Raw genomic sequence first — 13,231 nt, forward strand, 5'->3', positions numbered from 1 at the left:
GCACCTCAGGTCCCGGCGGAGAGCGCGCCCGCCTGCGTCAGGCGTTCGGCCACCAGGAGCTTTTGCATGTCGGCCTGGCTCATGATGCCCAGGTCCTCGGCCACCAGCGCGATGGGCTTGCCCGAGGCGATGGCCGACTTGGCGATGGCGGCGGCCTTCTCGTAGCCGATCAGCGGGTTGAGCGCCGTCACCAGCGTCACCGACGCGGCGATGCGCTCGCCCAGCAGCGCCTGGTTGGCCACGATGCCTTCCACGCAGTTGACCTGCAGCGTGCGGCAAGCCTGGGCCAGGTGGCGCAGGCTCTTGTGCAGCGCCCAGCCCATCAGCGGCTCGAAGGCGTTGAGCTGGAGCTGGCCCGCCTCGGCGGCCATGGTGATGGCGGCGTCGTTGCCGATCACCTCGAAGCACACCTGGTTCATCACCTCGGGGATCACCGGGTTCACCTTGCCCGGCATGATGGACGAGCCCGCCTGGCGCGCGGGCAGCCGGATGTCGCCCACGCCGGCCTGCGGGCCGGAGGACAGCAGGCGCAGGTCGTTGCTGATCTTGGAGAGCTTGGCGGCGATGCGCTTGAGCACGCCGGAGATATCGACGAAGGCGCCCGTGTCCGACGTGGCGGCGATCAGGTTGCCGGCGGCCTGCACGGGCACGCCCGACAGCTCGGCCAGCGCAGGGACGACCACGTCCGTGTAGCCCACCGGTGCGTTGATGCCGGTGCCGATGGCCGTGCCGCCCATGTTCACCTCGGCCATCAGGTAGGCGGACTCGCGCAGGCGCTTCTCGTCGTCGGCGATCATCGCGGCGAAGGCCGCGAACTCCTGGCCCAGCGTCATGGGCACCGCGTCCTGCAGCTGCGTGCGGCCGATCTTCAGGATGGCGGCGAATTCCCCGGCCTTGGCCTCGAAGGCGCCGCGCAGGGCGGCCAGGGACTGCAGCAGCGCCGCGATGCCGAAATACGTGGCGATCTTCAGCGCCGTGGGATAGGCGTCGTTGGTGCTCTGCGATGCGTTGACGTGGTCGTTCGGGTGGATCACGTCGTAGCGGCCCTTGGGCAATCCCAGGTGCTCCAGGGCACGGTTGGCGATCACCTCGTTGGCATTCATGTTCGTGGAGGTGCCGGCGCCGCCCTGGATCACGTCCACGACGAACTGGTCGTGCAGCTGTCCGGCGATCAGGTCGTCGCAGGCTGCGGAAATGGCGCGGGCTTGGGTTTCGTTGATCACGCCCAGCTGCAGGTTCGCGCGGGCGGCGGCCTTCTTGACGAAGGCGAAGGCCCGGATCAACTCGGGCATGTGGGCCACGGTGTGGCCGGTGATGGGAAAGTTCTCTACGGCACGTGCGGTGTGGACACCCCAGTATGCGTCCGGAGGGATGGTCTTGATGCCGATGAAGTCGTGTTCTTGACGCATGGCGAACAGCTTTCTGTCAAAAAAGGATGGAAAAAAGGCGCCGCAGCGCCCAGAGCGTGTTGCGCCCTTTTGCGTGCCCACGAAAGGGCACAACACGCTCTCACGTGGAAATGCCCTGACGCCGAAGCACGCTTCACAACGAAGCGATGCGCCGCCGCACAGGGCATTGGGGCGCGATTATGGCCCGCAGGCACGCCCCGCGCATGGGCTTCTTACTTTCGCGCATAACCCCTTCGGCATCTACACTTGCCGCCCATGCCTGCCCTGCCCCCTACCGCCTTCCCGCGCCGCACGCTGCTGCAGGCGCTGGCCCTGCCGCTGCTCGCCGCCCGCACCGCCTGGGCGGCCCCGCCCGCCGGCCCCTGGCCGCAGGACCGGCGCGTGCCCGGCGGCGTGGCCCGCCTGTCCCTGGGGCCCGGGCCCGAGCGGCCCGTGGCGCACACGGCGGACGGCGTGCCCGTGCTGGTGCTGGGCGACGCGATCGAGTGGACGGCGCTCGTGGGCATCCCCCTGGCCGCGCCCGCGGGCGAGGCGCACATCGCCACGCAGGCCGCGCGCATCCCCTACCGCATCACGCCCAAGAAATACAGCGAGCAGCGCCTGACCGTGGCGCCGCGCACCGTCGATCTCTCGCCCGAGGACAACGCCCGCTACGAGCGCGAGCGCGCCCACCAGCAGCAGGTGATGGCCACGTTCTCCACCCCGCTGCCGCCGGACGATCTGCGCATGCGCCAGCCCGTGCCGGGGCGGCGCAGCAGCAGCTTCGGCCTGCGGCGCGTGTTCAACGGCCAGCCGCGCAATCCGCACAGCGGCATGGACATCGCCGCCGCCACGGGCACGCCCATCGCCGCGCCGCTGCCCGGCCGGGTGATCGACGTGGGCGACTATTTCTTCAACGGCGGCACCGTCTGGCTGGACCACGGCGGCGGCCTGCTCACCCTGTACTGCCACCTGAGCCGCATGGACTGCCAGATGGGCGACGTGCTGCGCACGGGCGACGTCTTCTGCCAGGTGGGCGCCACCGGCCGCGTGACCGGGCCGCACCTGCACTGGGGCGTCATGCTCAATCGCACCATGGTCGATCCGGCCCTGTTCCTGTGACCCGGCTGATCCGCTTCAACAAGCCCTACGGCGTGCTGAGCCAGTTCACGCCCGAGGGCCGCTGGCGGGGCTTGAAGGACTTCATCGCCCTGCCCGGCGTGCGCGCCGCCGGCCGGCTGGATGCCGACAGCGAAGGCCTGCTGCTGCTCACCGACGACGGGCCGCTGCAGGCGCGCATCAGCGACCCGCGCCACAAGATGGAGAAGACCTACTGGGTGCAGGTCGAGGGCATCCCCGGCGACGAGGCGCTGGCCCGCCTGCGCGCGGGCGTGGAGCTGAACGACGGCCCCACCCTGCCGGCCCGCGCGCGCCGCCTCGACCCCGCGCCCGCGCTGTGGCCGCGCGACCCGCCCATCCGCGTGCGCCAGCACATCCCCGACAGCTGGATCGAACTCGTCATCCGCGAGGGCCGCAACCGCCAGGTGCGCCGCATGACCGCCGCCGTGGGCCACCCCACGCTGCGGCTGGTGCGCGCGGCCATCGGCCCCTACACGCTGGAGAGCCTGGCGCCCGGCACCTGGGCGGACGCCGATCCGCCGCCCCAGCCGAGCTATCGAAAAAGAGCTGCTAGCGCTTTCTGGACAAGCGCTGGAGCCCGTTTTTACTCACAACATGAAGCCCGACACCGAACTCTCCCTCGCACCGCTGGACACGCCCGCCGCCGCCACGCCCGCGCCACCGCCCGCGCCGCCCGGCGGCCGCACCTGCCCCCGCTGTCACTACACCCGCCAGAGCACCGACACCGCGCCCGCATGGCAGTGCCCGCGCTGCGAAGTGGTGTACGACAAGGCGGTGCCGCGCAGCCGCGCACGCGGCGGCGACGAAGACGAGGCCCCCCGCCCCGCCCGCTCCACGCGCCAGGCCGCGCCGCAGCGCCCCTGGACGCTGATCGCCCTGGGCGGCGCCGTGCTCGCGGGCGCCGCGCTGCTGGCCTGGAAGGCGGCGGACGACCGCGACCGCGCGACGCAGCAGGCCGCGCGCGCCGCCAGCGATGCCCGTGCGGCCCAGGTGGACGACACCCGCGCCAGCCAGGACATGCGCGCGCGCATCGACGCGCTGGAGCGCCAGTGGCGCATGGGCGAAGGCGCCCGCTCCCTGCCCGAGGTGCGCACGCTGGCCGACCAGGGCGAAGTGCGCGCCATGACCCTGCTCGGCTGCATGCTGCTGGGCGGCAGCCCGTACCGCGACGCCATCGGCACTCCGCTGGACCCGGCCGAGGCCCAGCGCTGGCTGGAGCGCGCCGCCACGCTGGGCGACCCGGTGGCCGCCGTGCGCCTGGGCGGCATCTACGAGCGCGGCGAACACACGGCGCGCCAGCCTTCGCTGGCCGAGAACTGGTACCTGCGCGCCGCACGCCAGGGCCATTCCGCGGGGCTCTACAGCCTGGGCATGCTCTACGCGCACGGCGCCGACCCGGTGAGCCAGCGCCCCATCCCCGCCTGGATGCTGCTGACGCTGGCCGACCGCACCTACCGCGCCGCGCCCGAGCGCGACGAGCTGCTGCCCGAGCGGCACCGCCCGTCCAGCGCCCGCGCGGGCCTCAGCCGCCTGAAGGAGAGGATGCACCCCAGCGACATCGCCGAGGCCGAGCGCCTGGCCGACGCCTGGAAGCCCGGCCAGCCGCTGGGGTTGTAGCGGCTACCGCCGGCGCCACCACCAGACCAGGCCCAGGAACACCACGCCGGTGAGCAGCGGCACGGCGGAAAACAGCAGCTCCACGAACGAGCTGCGGCGCATGCCGGACCACACCTCCAGCCGCACGCCGTCCACGCGCAGGTTGCGCGCGCCGGCGAAGGCCAGCACCGGCGCCACCGTGCGGTTTTCCTTGAAACTCACCGGCGGGGCCGCGCCCGTGAGCCGCAGCACCTCGCCCGCGCGCGTGCCGTCCGGGAACGACGCGCCCTGCATCATGCCCAGACGCGCGCCGCCGTCCAGCATCCAGCCGGCCATCCACAGCGTGTGGCCCTCGCCGGCGGCCTGCGCCACGCCCGAGACGCGCACCACCAGCGTGTAGGGGTTGCCGCTGGCGGGCAGGTCCAGCGTGCGCGGCGCCGTCCAGGTGACGGTGTCGGACAGCACGCCCGCCGGCCTGGTGCCCGCCGTCTTCGCCTGGTGGCGCGCGAAATCCGCCAGCGCCTCGGGCGGCAGCTCGAACGATTCCACCAGCCGCTTGCCATGCGCCTCGTCGCGCGCCAGCGCCGTGCCCGCGGGCAGCGCCAGCGCGGCGGCAGCGGCCAGCGCCGCCCATGTCCATTTCCGTGTGCTCACGTCTTCCCCCTGCCTTTTGCTTCTTTTCTCATAGCTGCCAGCGCCTGATGGACGGGCGCTGCAGCCCCAAATCACCTCAACCCCGCACTTGCCGCAGCCGCAGCGCCCCATCGACCACCAGCACGCCCACGGCGGCGAAGATCGGCCCGTAGGTCGGCCACTGGCCCGGCTGGATGCTCTCGCCCAGCAGCAGCGCCACCAGCGCCAGCAACACCGGCTCCACGTAGCTCAGCAGGCCGAACAGCCCCAGCGGCAGCAGCCGGCTGGCCGCCATGTAGAGCGCCAGCGCCACCGCGCTCACCACGCCCAGCACCGGCACCATGGCCCACAGGTGCGCGTGCCCGGCCACCAGCGGCAGCGACGACGGCGCGCTCGCCACGAACCACAGCGCGGCCGGCATCAGCAGCAGCATGTCGAGCCAGTGCCCGCCCAGGTGGTCGGTGCGCATGCGCCGGCGCGCCACGAAATACACCGTGTAGCCCACGGAGACCAGCCACACCTCCCACGACACGCCGCCCGCGCGCACCACCTCGTGCGCCACGCCTGCGGCGGCAAGCACAGTCGCCACCCACTGCAGGGGCGTGAGCCGCTCGCGGTACAGCACGCGCCCCGTCAGCACCATCACCAGCGGCAGCAGGAAGTAGCCCAGCGAGACCGGCAGCGCGCGCCCGTGCAGCGGCGCCCACAGAAAGATCCAGAGCTGCACCCCCAGCATCGCCGCGCTGCCCAGCAGGCCCAGCGCCAGCAGCGGCTGGCGCCGCACGCGCCGCCCCAGCGCCGCCACCCGCTCCCACTGCCCCATCGCCAGCAGCAGCGCCGTGGTGAAGGGCAGCGTGCACAGCACGCGCCAGCCGAAGATCTGCTCGCCGTCGAGCGGCGCCAGCAGCGGCGCCATGTAGTAGAGCGCGCCGAACAGCACGGACGCGACGAGGGAAGCGGCAAGGCCTTTGAGCACGGGGAAGGGGCAGAAAGAAAAAGAGGCAGCGCGCGGGATGCGCGCCGGCGATTGTCGGGCATCGCGCCGCTGCCTGCCGGGTATAGTGCGCCCCCTTCGCGCTCACCGCACCGCCGCCATGTCCGCCACCCTGCTCTGCCTCGTGATCGCCATCGGCGATGGCGACTCCCTCTCCGTGCGCTGCGGCGACCGCCGCCCCCAGCGCGTGCGCGTGGCCGCCATCGACGCGCCGGAGCTGCGCCAGGCCTTCGGCCAGCGCGCGCGGCAGAACCTCGCGCGGCTGTGCTTTCGCCAGCAGGCGCGGCTGTACGCGCTGGGGCACGACACCTACGGCCGCATGCTGGCCCACGTGCGCTGCGGCGGGCAGAACGTGGCCACGGCCCAGGTGCGCGCGGGCCTGGCCTGGGTGTATGCGCCCCAGGCGGGCAAGCACCCTCGGCTGGCGGCGCTGCAGGCGCAGGCCCGGCAGGCGCGCACGGGGCTGTGGTCGCAGCCGCGCCCGACGGCGCCGTGGGACTATCGGCGCCGGCATAAGCGCGATTGATTCCCACGCGTTAGGGCCTGCCATCGGATCATTCCCCCACGCGAGGGGCATCCGGGCGGTGCAGTGCTAGGCGCGGTGAGTGCCGCGTAGCTCGGCTACGCAAGCGAGCCGCAACGACGCAATGCGCCGCCCGGATGCCCCTCCCTACGGGCTGGCCCCGCAATGGGGCGTCTGCTTTGTCGCACGGCTTGCCCATAGCTACGGCTATTGGCTGCGCCGCGCTTCGCGCATCCATCCCCATTGCGGGGCCAGCGCGTGGGGGAATAATCCGATGGCAGGCCCTATCATCGCCCGCTTTGCCCCGCGCCGCTCTCCCATGACCGAACCCTCCGCCGCCCCCAGCGTGTACCGCCACACGGGGTTCGTCGCCTTTCTCGCCGCGCGCCTGGTGGCCGTGTTCGCCACCCAGGTGCAGGCCGTGGTGGTGGCCTGGCAGGTGTACGACCTGACGCGCGAGCCGCTGGCCCTGGCCTACGTGGGCCTGGCGCAGTTCCTGCCCATGCTGGCGCTGCTGCTGCCCGCGGGCGACCTGATCGACCGTTTCAGCCGCAAGACCATCCTGGCCGCGAGCTGGTCCGTGGGCGCGGTGTGCAGCGGCCTGCTGTGGTGGCTGGCGGGGCACGGGGTGGCGGGGGTGTCGTGGATCTACGCGGTGCTGGTGCTGTTCGGCTGCTCGCGCGCGTTCTCGGCGCCGGCGCTGTCCAGCCTGCTGCCGCAGATCGTGCCGCGCGGGCAGCTGGCGCAGGCGGTGGCGGCCAACGGGATGATCATGCGCGCGGCGACCATCGGCGGCCCGTTCATCGGCGGCGTGCTCTACGCGCTGGGCGGCGGCGCGCTGGCCTACGCGGTGTGCCTGGCCAGCTTCGCGCTGGGCACGCTGCTGCTGGCGCGCGTGGCGGTGGCCCGCGCGGCCCCGCACGGGCCGGCGCAGGGCAGCATCTTCCAGCGCTTCGGCGCGGGCATCCGCTTCATCCGCTCGCGGCCCATCGTGCTGGGCACCATCTCGCTGGACTTGTTCGCCGTGCTGCTGGGCGGCGTGGTGGCGCTGCTGCCCATCTACGCGCACGAGGTGCTGCACGTGGGCCCGCAGGGCCTGGGCGCGCTGCGCAGCGCCATGGCCATCGGAGAGGTGGGCGCGGGCTTCTACCTGAGCATGCGGCCGTTCAACCGGCGCGTGGGCCGCACGATGTTCGCGGCGGTGGCGGTGTTCGGGCTGGCGAACCTGGTGTTCTCGCTCTCCACCGTGTTCGCGCTGTCGTTCGCGGCGCTGATGGTGGCGGGTGCGGCGGACATGGTGAGCGTCTACATCCGCGGCGCGCTGGTGCAGTTCTCCACGCCCGACGACATGCGCGGGCGCGTGAACGCGGTGAACATGCTGTTCATCGGCTCGTCCAACGAACTGGGCGAATTCCGCGCCGGCACCAGCGCGGCCTGGCTGGGCGTGATGCCGGCCGCCGTGCTGGGCAGCCTGTGCACGCTGGGGGTGGTGGGCGCCTGGATGGCGTGGTTCAAGCCGCTGCGCGAGGTGGACCGCTTCGAGGACGCGGAGCCGCGCTGAAGTTCAGGGGCTGCAGACCGGCTTGCCCTGGGGCTCGTCCACGACGCCCGGAATCCTGCGCCGCACGGCAAGGAACAGCACTTCGGCCGTCTCCCCGGCGGCCTTGCACGTGTGCGGGCGGTCGGTCGGAAAGCGGATCCAGTCGCCCGTGCCCAGCTCGACCAGGGCATCGCACGGCCCTGCGATGACCGAGCCGCTCAGGACCAGCACGCTCTCGGCGCTGCCCGGTTCGTGGGCCGGGGACGTCACCCCCTGCGCATTGACGGTGGCCGTGAACACATAGACCAGCTCGGCGCCGTAGAAAGTCGCCAGGGGCCGCTGCTGCATGCCGTCCAGCTGGCGCTTGCGCCCCTCCCCGGCCCTGCGCACGTCCACCACCGCTTCCGCGCTTTCGGCGATCAGCTCCGCCAGCCGGACATTCAGGGCATCGCCCAGGCGCTGCAAAGTGTCGAGCGTCGGGTTGGCGCGTCCCAGCTCGATGGAGAGCAAGGTGGCCTTGGAAATGCCCGCCAGCTTCGCGACCTGCGAAGCGGACATCTTGCGCTGCTGGCGGTAGCGCTCCACGTTGCGGGCAACGGTCTGGTTGATATCGGTCATGGCCTGGAGTGAGCGTTGGGTGAGGCGGCCGCAGGGAAAACCCGCCTTTGACAGGTCATTTTAATGACCAATAATGAATTTTATTGACCACCCCACAGGAAAGAGCATGGACAACGACGCCGCCTTGGCGAGCACCCATGGTACCAACGCGCCACCGCCCCCTGGGGCGCCGCTGCCTTCGCTGGCGGCCCTGTCCGAGCAGCTGGAAGCCTTGCTCAAGCTGCGTGTGCCGCCGATCGGCATGCAGTTGCTCCAGACCGCCGAGCAGTTGCAGGCCATCCCCCGCCTGCGCCGTCCCAAGGCCGTGCACACCATGGACCAAATCGTCGGCCAGGCCACCCGGCTGGGCTGGACGGTCGGCATCACCGCAGACGACCTGGTGGGCGACCAGTGCCGCTTCGTCGTCGGGCTGGGCCAGGACGACCCTGCCTGGCACACCGGCCGGCACATGGCGGGCGTGTGGTTCGCCACCGTGGAAGACGCCACGCGCCACCAGGCGGCCATGCACCGCGTGCCCCAGGGCATGTACCGCGCCCTGGTGGCGGCGCCGCTGCGCAAGTGGAGCGGCACGCCAGGCGCGCCGCTGGGCGCGCCGGACATCGTGCTGTTCTATGCCACGCCGGGCGCCATGATGTATTTCATCAACGGGCTCCAGTGGAGCGGCTACCGCAACTTCCAGTGGGGCGTGGTGGGCGAATCGTCCTGCGCCGACTCCTGGGGCCGGGCGCTCAATACGCGCGAGCCCAGCCTGTCCATCCCCTGCTTCGCCGAGCGCCGCTACGGCGGCGTGCTCGACGACGAACTGCTCATGGCGCTGACCGCGGCCGACGTCGCCAAGGCCCTGGACGGCATGCGCGCGCTGGCGGGCAACGGCCTGCGCTACCCCTTTCCCCAGTACGGCATCCAGATGGACGCGCGGGCCGGCATGTCCGTCAGCTACCCCCACGAAACCCCGGCCGCGAAGGAGACGCAAGAATGATCGATGGCTTGACCATGGGCTCCATCGCCCGCCGCTCCGCCGAGCAGTACCCCCACCGGACTGCCATGATCTTCGGCGACGAGCGGGTGAGTTTTTCCCAATACAACGCCCGGGTGAACCGCTGCGCGAACGCGCTGGCGCAACTGGGCCTCTCCAAGGGCGACCACTTCGCCGTCTTGGGAAAGAACTCCATCCAGTACCTGGAGATGTGCCACGCATCGGCCAAGATCGGCACGGTTTTCGGGCCGCTGAACTGGCGCCTGGCTGCGCAGGAGCTGCTGTTCATCATCAAGGATGCCGAGAACAAGGCATTGCTGATCGACGCCTCCCTGCAGGACCTCGCTGCGCAGTTCGCGGGCGAACTGGAAGGCGTCCAGCTCATCGTCTACAACGGGCCCGTCCAGATCAAGAACGCGCTGCGCTACGAGGCACTGGTATCGGATGCCTCCAGCGACGAGCCGCAGGTGGAGGTGCAAGGCAGCGACGACGCCATCATCATGTACACCTCCGGCACGACCGGGCTGCCCAAGGGGGCCGTGCTGACGCATTCGAATGTCTGCTGGGACTCGATCTCGTCGCTGACCTACGTGCCGCCCAGCCAGAACGACTGCTTCCTGCTGTCCATGCCCATGAGCCATGTCAGCGGACTGCACACGCAAACCACCACCTTCCTCGCGCGCGGCCTGCCCATGGTCATCATGGCGCAATGGGACCCGGAAGAAGCCTGCCGGCTCATCGAGAAACACCGGGTGACCCTGGCGTACATCCTGGTCACGCCGCTGATCCAGCTCCTGGCCTCCCCTGCCCGCAAGAAATACGACCTCACCTCGCTGCGCCGGCTCATATCGGCTGCCGCGAAATACACGCCCGAAATGGTCATCCAGGCCATCGAGGAAATGGGGCTGGACAGCGTGCATTTCATTTATGGGCTGACGGAAGCCGCGCCGGCCGTCACCATGAGCGAATACACAATCCACATGATCTCCAGGCCCAACACGCTGGGGCAGCCCGTTTGGTACAACGACGTGCGGATCGTCGATGACGACGACACCCCGCTGCCCACGGGTGACATCGGAGAAATCATCGTGCGCGGCCCCAATGTCTTCAAGGGGTATTTCAAACGCCCCGAAGCCAATGCGCAGGTACTCAGGAACGGCTGGCTCCATACGGGCGACCTGGGGTATTTCGACAAGGACAACCTGCTTTATTTCGTCGACCGCAAGAAGGACATGATCAAGAGCGGCGGCGAGAACGTCTATTCGCTCGAGGTCGAGCTGGCGCTGCAGAAAGCCGTTCCTGAATTGCAGGAGGTGGTGGTCGTCGGCATTCCGGACCCGCAATGGGGCGAGGCGGTCACCGCCTTCGCGGTGAAGAAGGCGGGCGCCCAGGTCTCGGAGAAGGAAATCATCGAGCGCGCGAGGTCCCTGCTGGGGGGCTACAAGCTGCCCAAGCGTGTCGTCTTCCGCGAAGAACTCCCGAAGAACGTCTCGGGCAAGGTGCTCAAGAGAAAGCTCCGCGACGAATTCGAGAATCCCGTGAAAAACTGATCCTGGAGGCAATATGAAATTTTCCAAAATCACGCTCGCCGCTGCGGCCCTGGTCCTGGCCATGGGAGCCAAGGCACAGAACTCGGACCCGATCAAGATCGGCTTCATCACCGACATGTCCGGCGCCTATGCCGATATCGACGGAGCGGCGGGCGCGGAGGTCGTCAAATGGGCCGTGAGCGATTTCGGCGGAAAGCTGCTGGGCAGGCCCATCGAGGTATTGACCTCCGACCACCAGAACAAGCCCGACGTGGCCAGCGTCACGGCGCGGGAATGGATGGACAAGGAGAAACTGCAAATGCTGATCGGCGGCACCAATTCCGCCGCGCTGCTGGCCATGTCGAGAATCTCGGCCGAGAGAAGCATTCCCTTCCTGGCCACCGGCCCGGGCACCGCCAGGCTCACGAACGAGGAATGCAACCCCTACGCGGTCCATTATTCCGCCTTCGATACCAGCGCCGTGACCAAGGTGGGTGCCGCGGCGCTCGTCAACGCGGGCTACAAGTCGTGGTATTTCCTGGCCGCGGACTATGTCTTCGGCCAATCCCTGGCGGGCGACGCGGCGCGCGTGGTGAAGGCCATGGGCGGCAATATCGTCGGCGAAGTGCGCGCGCCCCTGGGCAACAGCGACTACTCGTCGTTCCTCATGCAGGCGCAGCATTCGAAGGCGCAAATCCTGGCGCTGGCGAACACGGGCAAGGACTTCGCGAACTCCATGAAGTCCATCAAGGAGTTCGGCGTCGACAAGACCATGAAGGTGGCCGGCCTGCTCGTGTTCATCAACGAGATCCACAGCCTGGGATTGAAGACCACCGCGGGCCTGCAACTGGCCGACAGCTGGTATTGGGACCAGGACGAGGGTTCGAGAAAATTCTCCCGCCGCTTCTTCGAGAAATACAAGCGGATGCCCAGCAACATCCAGGCAGCGAATTATTCCGCCGCGACGACCTACCTGAAAGCCGCCCAGAAAGCCGGCACGACGGATGGCAAGAAAGTCATGGAAGCGCTGAAAAGCACCAGGATCGACGACTTTTTCAACAAGGGCTACATCCGGGCCGACGGGCGCCTGATCCACGACATGTATCTCTTCGAGGTGAAAAAACCCGAGGACTCCAAGTCGCCGTGGGACTACTACAAGAAGATCTCGACGGTGCCCGGGGAACAGGCCTTCATTCCCCCCGCGGAATCGAAGTGCCCACTGCTGCGCGGATGACTCTCAAAACCATAGCTGCCAGCGCTTTCCAGACAAGCGCTGGCGGCCATTTTGGCTATGAATCGAACGTGCCGCCCAGCAGCTCCGGCAGGCGCTGCACCGGCATGCGGAAGCCGCACGCCTGCGCATGCCCGCCGCCGCCCATGCTGACGGCCAGCGGCGAGCAGTCGTAGCCGCGCTGCGAGCGCAGGCCCACTTTCACCTGCCCGTCCTTGCCCACGGCCCACATCAGCGCGAAGGTGCCGCTCTGCTGCGACAGCAGCTCGCCCACCAGGCTGTGGAAGGCGCCGGGCGCGTTCACCATCAGCCCCGCCTCGCCGTTGAAGACCAGCGGCTGCGCGCCGCCGGCCACGTCCTGCGCGAGGTGGCGGAACTTCTCGTCCATGGCCTGGCCACGCGCGACGAAGGCGGCCGTGGCGTCGGGCGCGAAGGCGGCGATCTGGCTCCAACGTTCGAAGTCGAACGGCTCCATGTCCAGCGCGGCGACGAAGCCCGCCGTCTCGGGGTACTGCCAGCGCCACAGGTCGCGGTCTTCCACGAAGCGCACCAGGTCGGGCAGCTCCGCTTCGGGAAAGAAGAACTCCCACGCCAGCCGCGCGCCGGACTTGCCCATGTCGAAATGCACTGCGCCGCAGCAGCAGGCGAAGCCGACCAGCTGCTCGGCCGCGCTCTTGTGGTGGTCCAGCAGCACCAGCTTGGCGGCGCGCGCGTCGATCGCGGCGAGCAGCTCGGGCGCGAAGGAAAAATCCAGCACGTAGACGGCGCGCCCCTCCAGGGCCGGCAGGTCGCCTACCGAGGTGGCCTGCCCGTGCGACAGCCCCACGCATTCCACCTGCCCTGCGTAGAAGCGCCACGCGGCCAGCGCGGCGGCGAAGCCGTCGGCGCAGCGGCCGTGGTAGAGCACCAGGGGGCGGGGGTCTTGCGGGCTGGGCGCGGCCAGCAGGGGCAGCGGCAGGATCGTGGTGCGTGCGGAAATCGTCATGGGCGCGCATTGTGCCCGGCAACATGCGCCGGGCTCCTACAGCGCCGTCGGCCGCGGGCCCGCATGATGGCCGGGCAT

Annotated in this window: 12 protein-coding genes and 1 pseudogene; 8 read left to right on the top strand and 5 right to left on the bottom strand. The window is 69.8% G+C overall.

From position 1 onward, the window contains the following. Nucleotides 1-5 precede the first annotated feature (5 nt). Nucleotides 6-1,409: an aspartate ammonia-lyase gene (locus AAG689_RS13565; RefSeq protein WP_406622498.1), complete on the bottom strand. Its 1,404-nt coding sequence runs from the start codon at nt 1,407-1,409 to the stop codon at nt 6-8. A 255-nt stretch (nt 1,410-1,664) separates the two neighbouring features. On the opposite strand from AAG689_RS13565, the gene AAG689_RS13570 reads away from it, so the two are divergent. From AAG689_RS13570 to AAG689_RS13580, 3 genes and pseudogenes are all read left to right on the top strand, one after another. Further along, nucleotides 1,665-2,510: a peptidoglycan DD-metalloendopeptidase family protein gene (locus tag AAG689_RS13570; protein ID WP_406622499.1), complete on the top strand. Its 846-nt coding sequence runs from the start codon at nt 1,665-1,667 to the stop codon at nt 2,508-2,510. Further along, nucleotides 2,459-3,046 (top strand): annotated as a pseudogene (locus tag AAG689_RS13575) (pseudouridine synthase); the annotation flags it as partial. The gene AAG689_RS13570 and the pseudogene AAG689_RS13575, both read left to right, overlap by 52 nt. A gap of 76 nt (nt 3,047-3,122) precedes the next feature. Continuing rightward, nucleotides 3,123-4,145 carry a tetratricopeptide repeat protein gene (locus tag AAG689_RS13580; protein WP_406622500.1) on the top strand — a complete coding sequence of 341 codons (1,023 nt, stop codon included), beginning with the start codon at nt 3,123-3,125 and terminating at the stop codon, nt 4,143-4,145. 3 nt (nt 4,146-4,148) lie between these two features. Here AAG689_RS13580 and AAG689_RS13585 read toward each other — a convergent pair whose 3' ends face one another. Beyond that, the gene (locus AAG689_RS13585) at nt 4,149-4,778 is read right to left on the bottom strand and encodes a hypothetical protein (RefSeq protein WP_406622501.1); all 630 of its coding nucleotides are present in this window, start codon (nt 4,776-4,778) and stop codon (nt 4,149-4,151) included. Between the two features lie 76 nt (nt 4,779-4,854). Next, entirely contained in the window at nt 4,855-5,733 is an 879-nt protein-coding gene (rarD, locus tag AAG689_RS13590; RefSeq protein WP_406622502.1) for an EamA family transporter RarD, read from the bottom strand. A gap of 118 nt (nt 5,734-5,851) precedes the next feature. Here rarD and AAG689_RS13595 point away from each other — a divergent pair, with 118 nt between their 5' ends. Further along, complete coding sequence (locus AAG689_RS13595; RefSeq protein WP_406622503.1) at nt 5,852-6,277, top strand: thermonuclease family protein; 426 nt, start codon at nt 5,852-5,854, stop codon at nt 6,275-6,277. 316 nt (nt 6,278-6,593) lie between these two features. After that, nucleotides 6,594-7,835, top strand: a complete 1,242-nt coding sequence (locus AAG689_RS13600; protein ID WP_406622504.1) for an MFS transporter — start codon at nt 6,594-6,596, stop codon at nt 7,833-7,835. 3 nt (nt 7,836-7,838) lie between these two features. Here AAG689_RS13600 and AAG689_RS13605 read toward each other — a convergent pair whose 3' ends face one another. Beyond that, nucleotides 7,839-8,432: an XRE family transcriptional regulator gene (locus AAG689_RS13605; protein WP_020229265.1), complete on the bottom strand. Its 594-nt coding sequence runs from the start codon at nt 8,430-8,432 to the stop codon at nt 7,839-7,841. A 106-nt stretch (nt 8,433-8,538) separates the two neighbouring features. Here AAG689_RS13605 and AAG689_RS13610 point away from each other — a divergent pair, with 106 nt between their 5' ends. Genes AAG689_RS13610 through AAG689_RS13620 form a run of 3 tightly spaced genes read left to right on the top strand, consistent with a single transcriptional unit; the run spans nt 8,539 to nt 12,171 of the window. After that, nucleotides 8,539-9,411 carry a DUF169 domain-containing protein gene (locus tag AAG689_RS13610; RefSeq protein ID WP_406622505.1) on the top strand — a complete coding sequence of 291 codons (873 nt, stop codon included), beginning with the start codon at nt 8,539-8,541 and terminating at the stop codon, nt 9,409-9,411. Beyond that, on the top strand, nt 9,408-10,958 hold the full coding sequence (locus AAG689_RS13615; RefSeq protein ID WP_406622506.1) for a class I adenylate-forming enzyme family protein: 1,551 nt from the start codon (nt 9,408-9,410) through the stop codon (nt 10,956-10,958). Before AAG689_RS13610 ends, AAG689_RS13615 begins: the two co-directional genes overlap by 4 nt. Nucleotides 10,959-10,971: 13 nt before the next feature. Next, the gene (locus tag AAG689_RS13620; RefSeq protein ID WP_406622507.1) at nt 10,972-12,171 is read left to right on the top strand and encodes an ABC transporter substrate-binding protein; all 1,200 of its coding nucleotides are present in this window, start codon (nt 10,972-10,974) and stop codon (nt 12,169-12,171) included. Nucleotides 12,172-12,226: 55 nt separating this feature from the next. Here AAG689_RS13620 and AAG689_RS13625 read toward each other — a convergent pair whose 3' ends face one another. Then, nucleotides 12,227-13,153: a DHH family phosphoesterase gene (locus AAG689_RS13625; RefSeq protein ID WP_406622508.1), complete on the bottom strand. Its 927-nt coding sequence runs from the start codon at nt 13,151-13,153 to the stop codon at nt 12,227-12,229. Nucleotides 13,154-13,231 lie beyond the last annotated feature (78 nt).

Origin of the sequence: Acidovorax sp. SDU_ACID1 (genome assembly GCF_045291395.1) — a bacterium.
In the GTDB taxonomy this organism is placed as follows: domain Bacteria; phylum Pseudomonadota; class Gammaproteobacteria; order Burkholderiales; family Burkholderiaceae_C; genus MR-S7.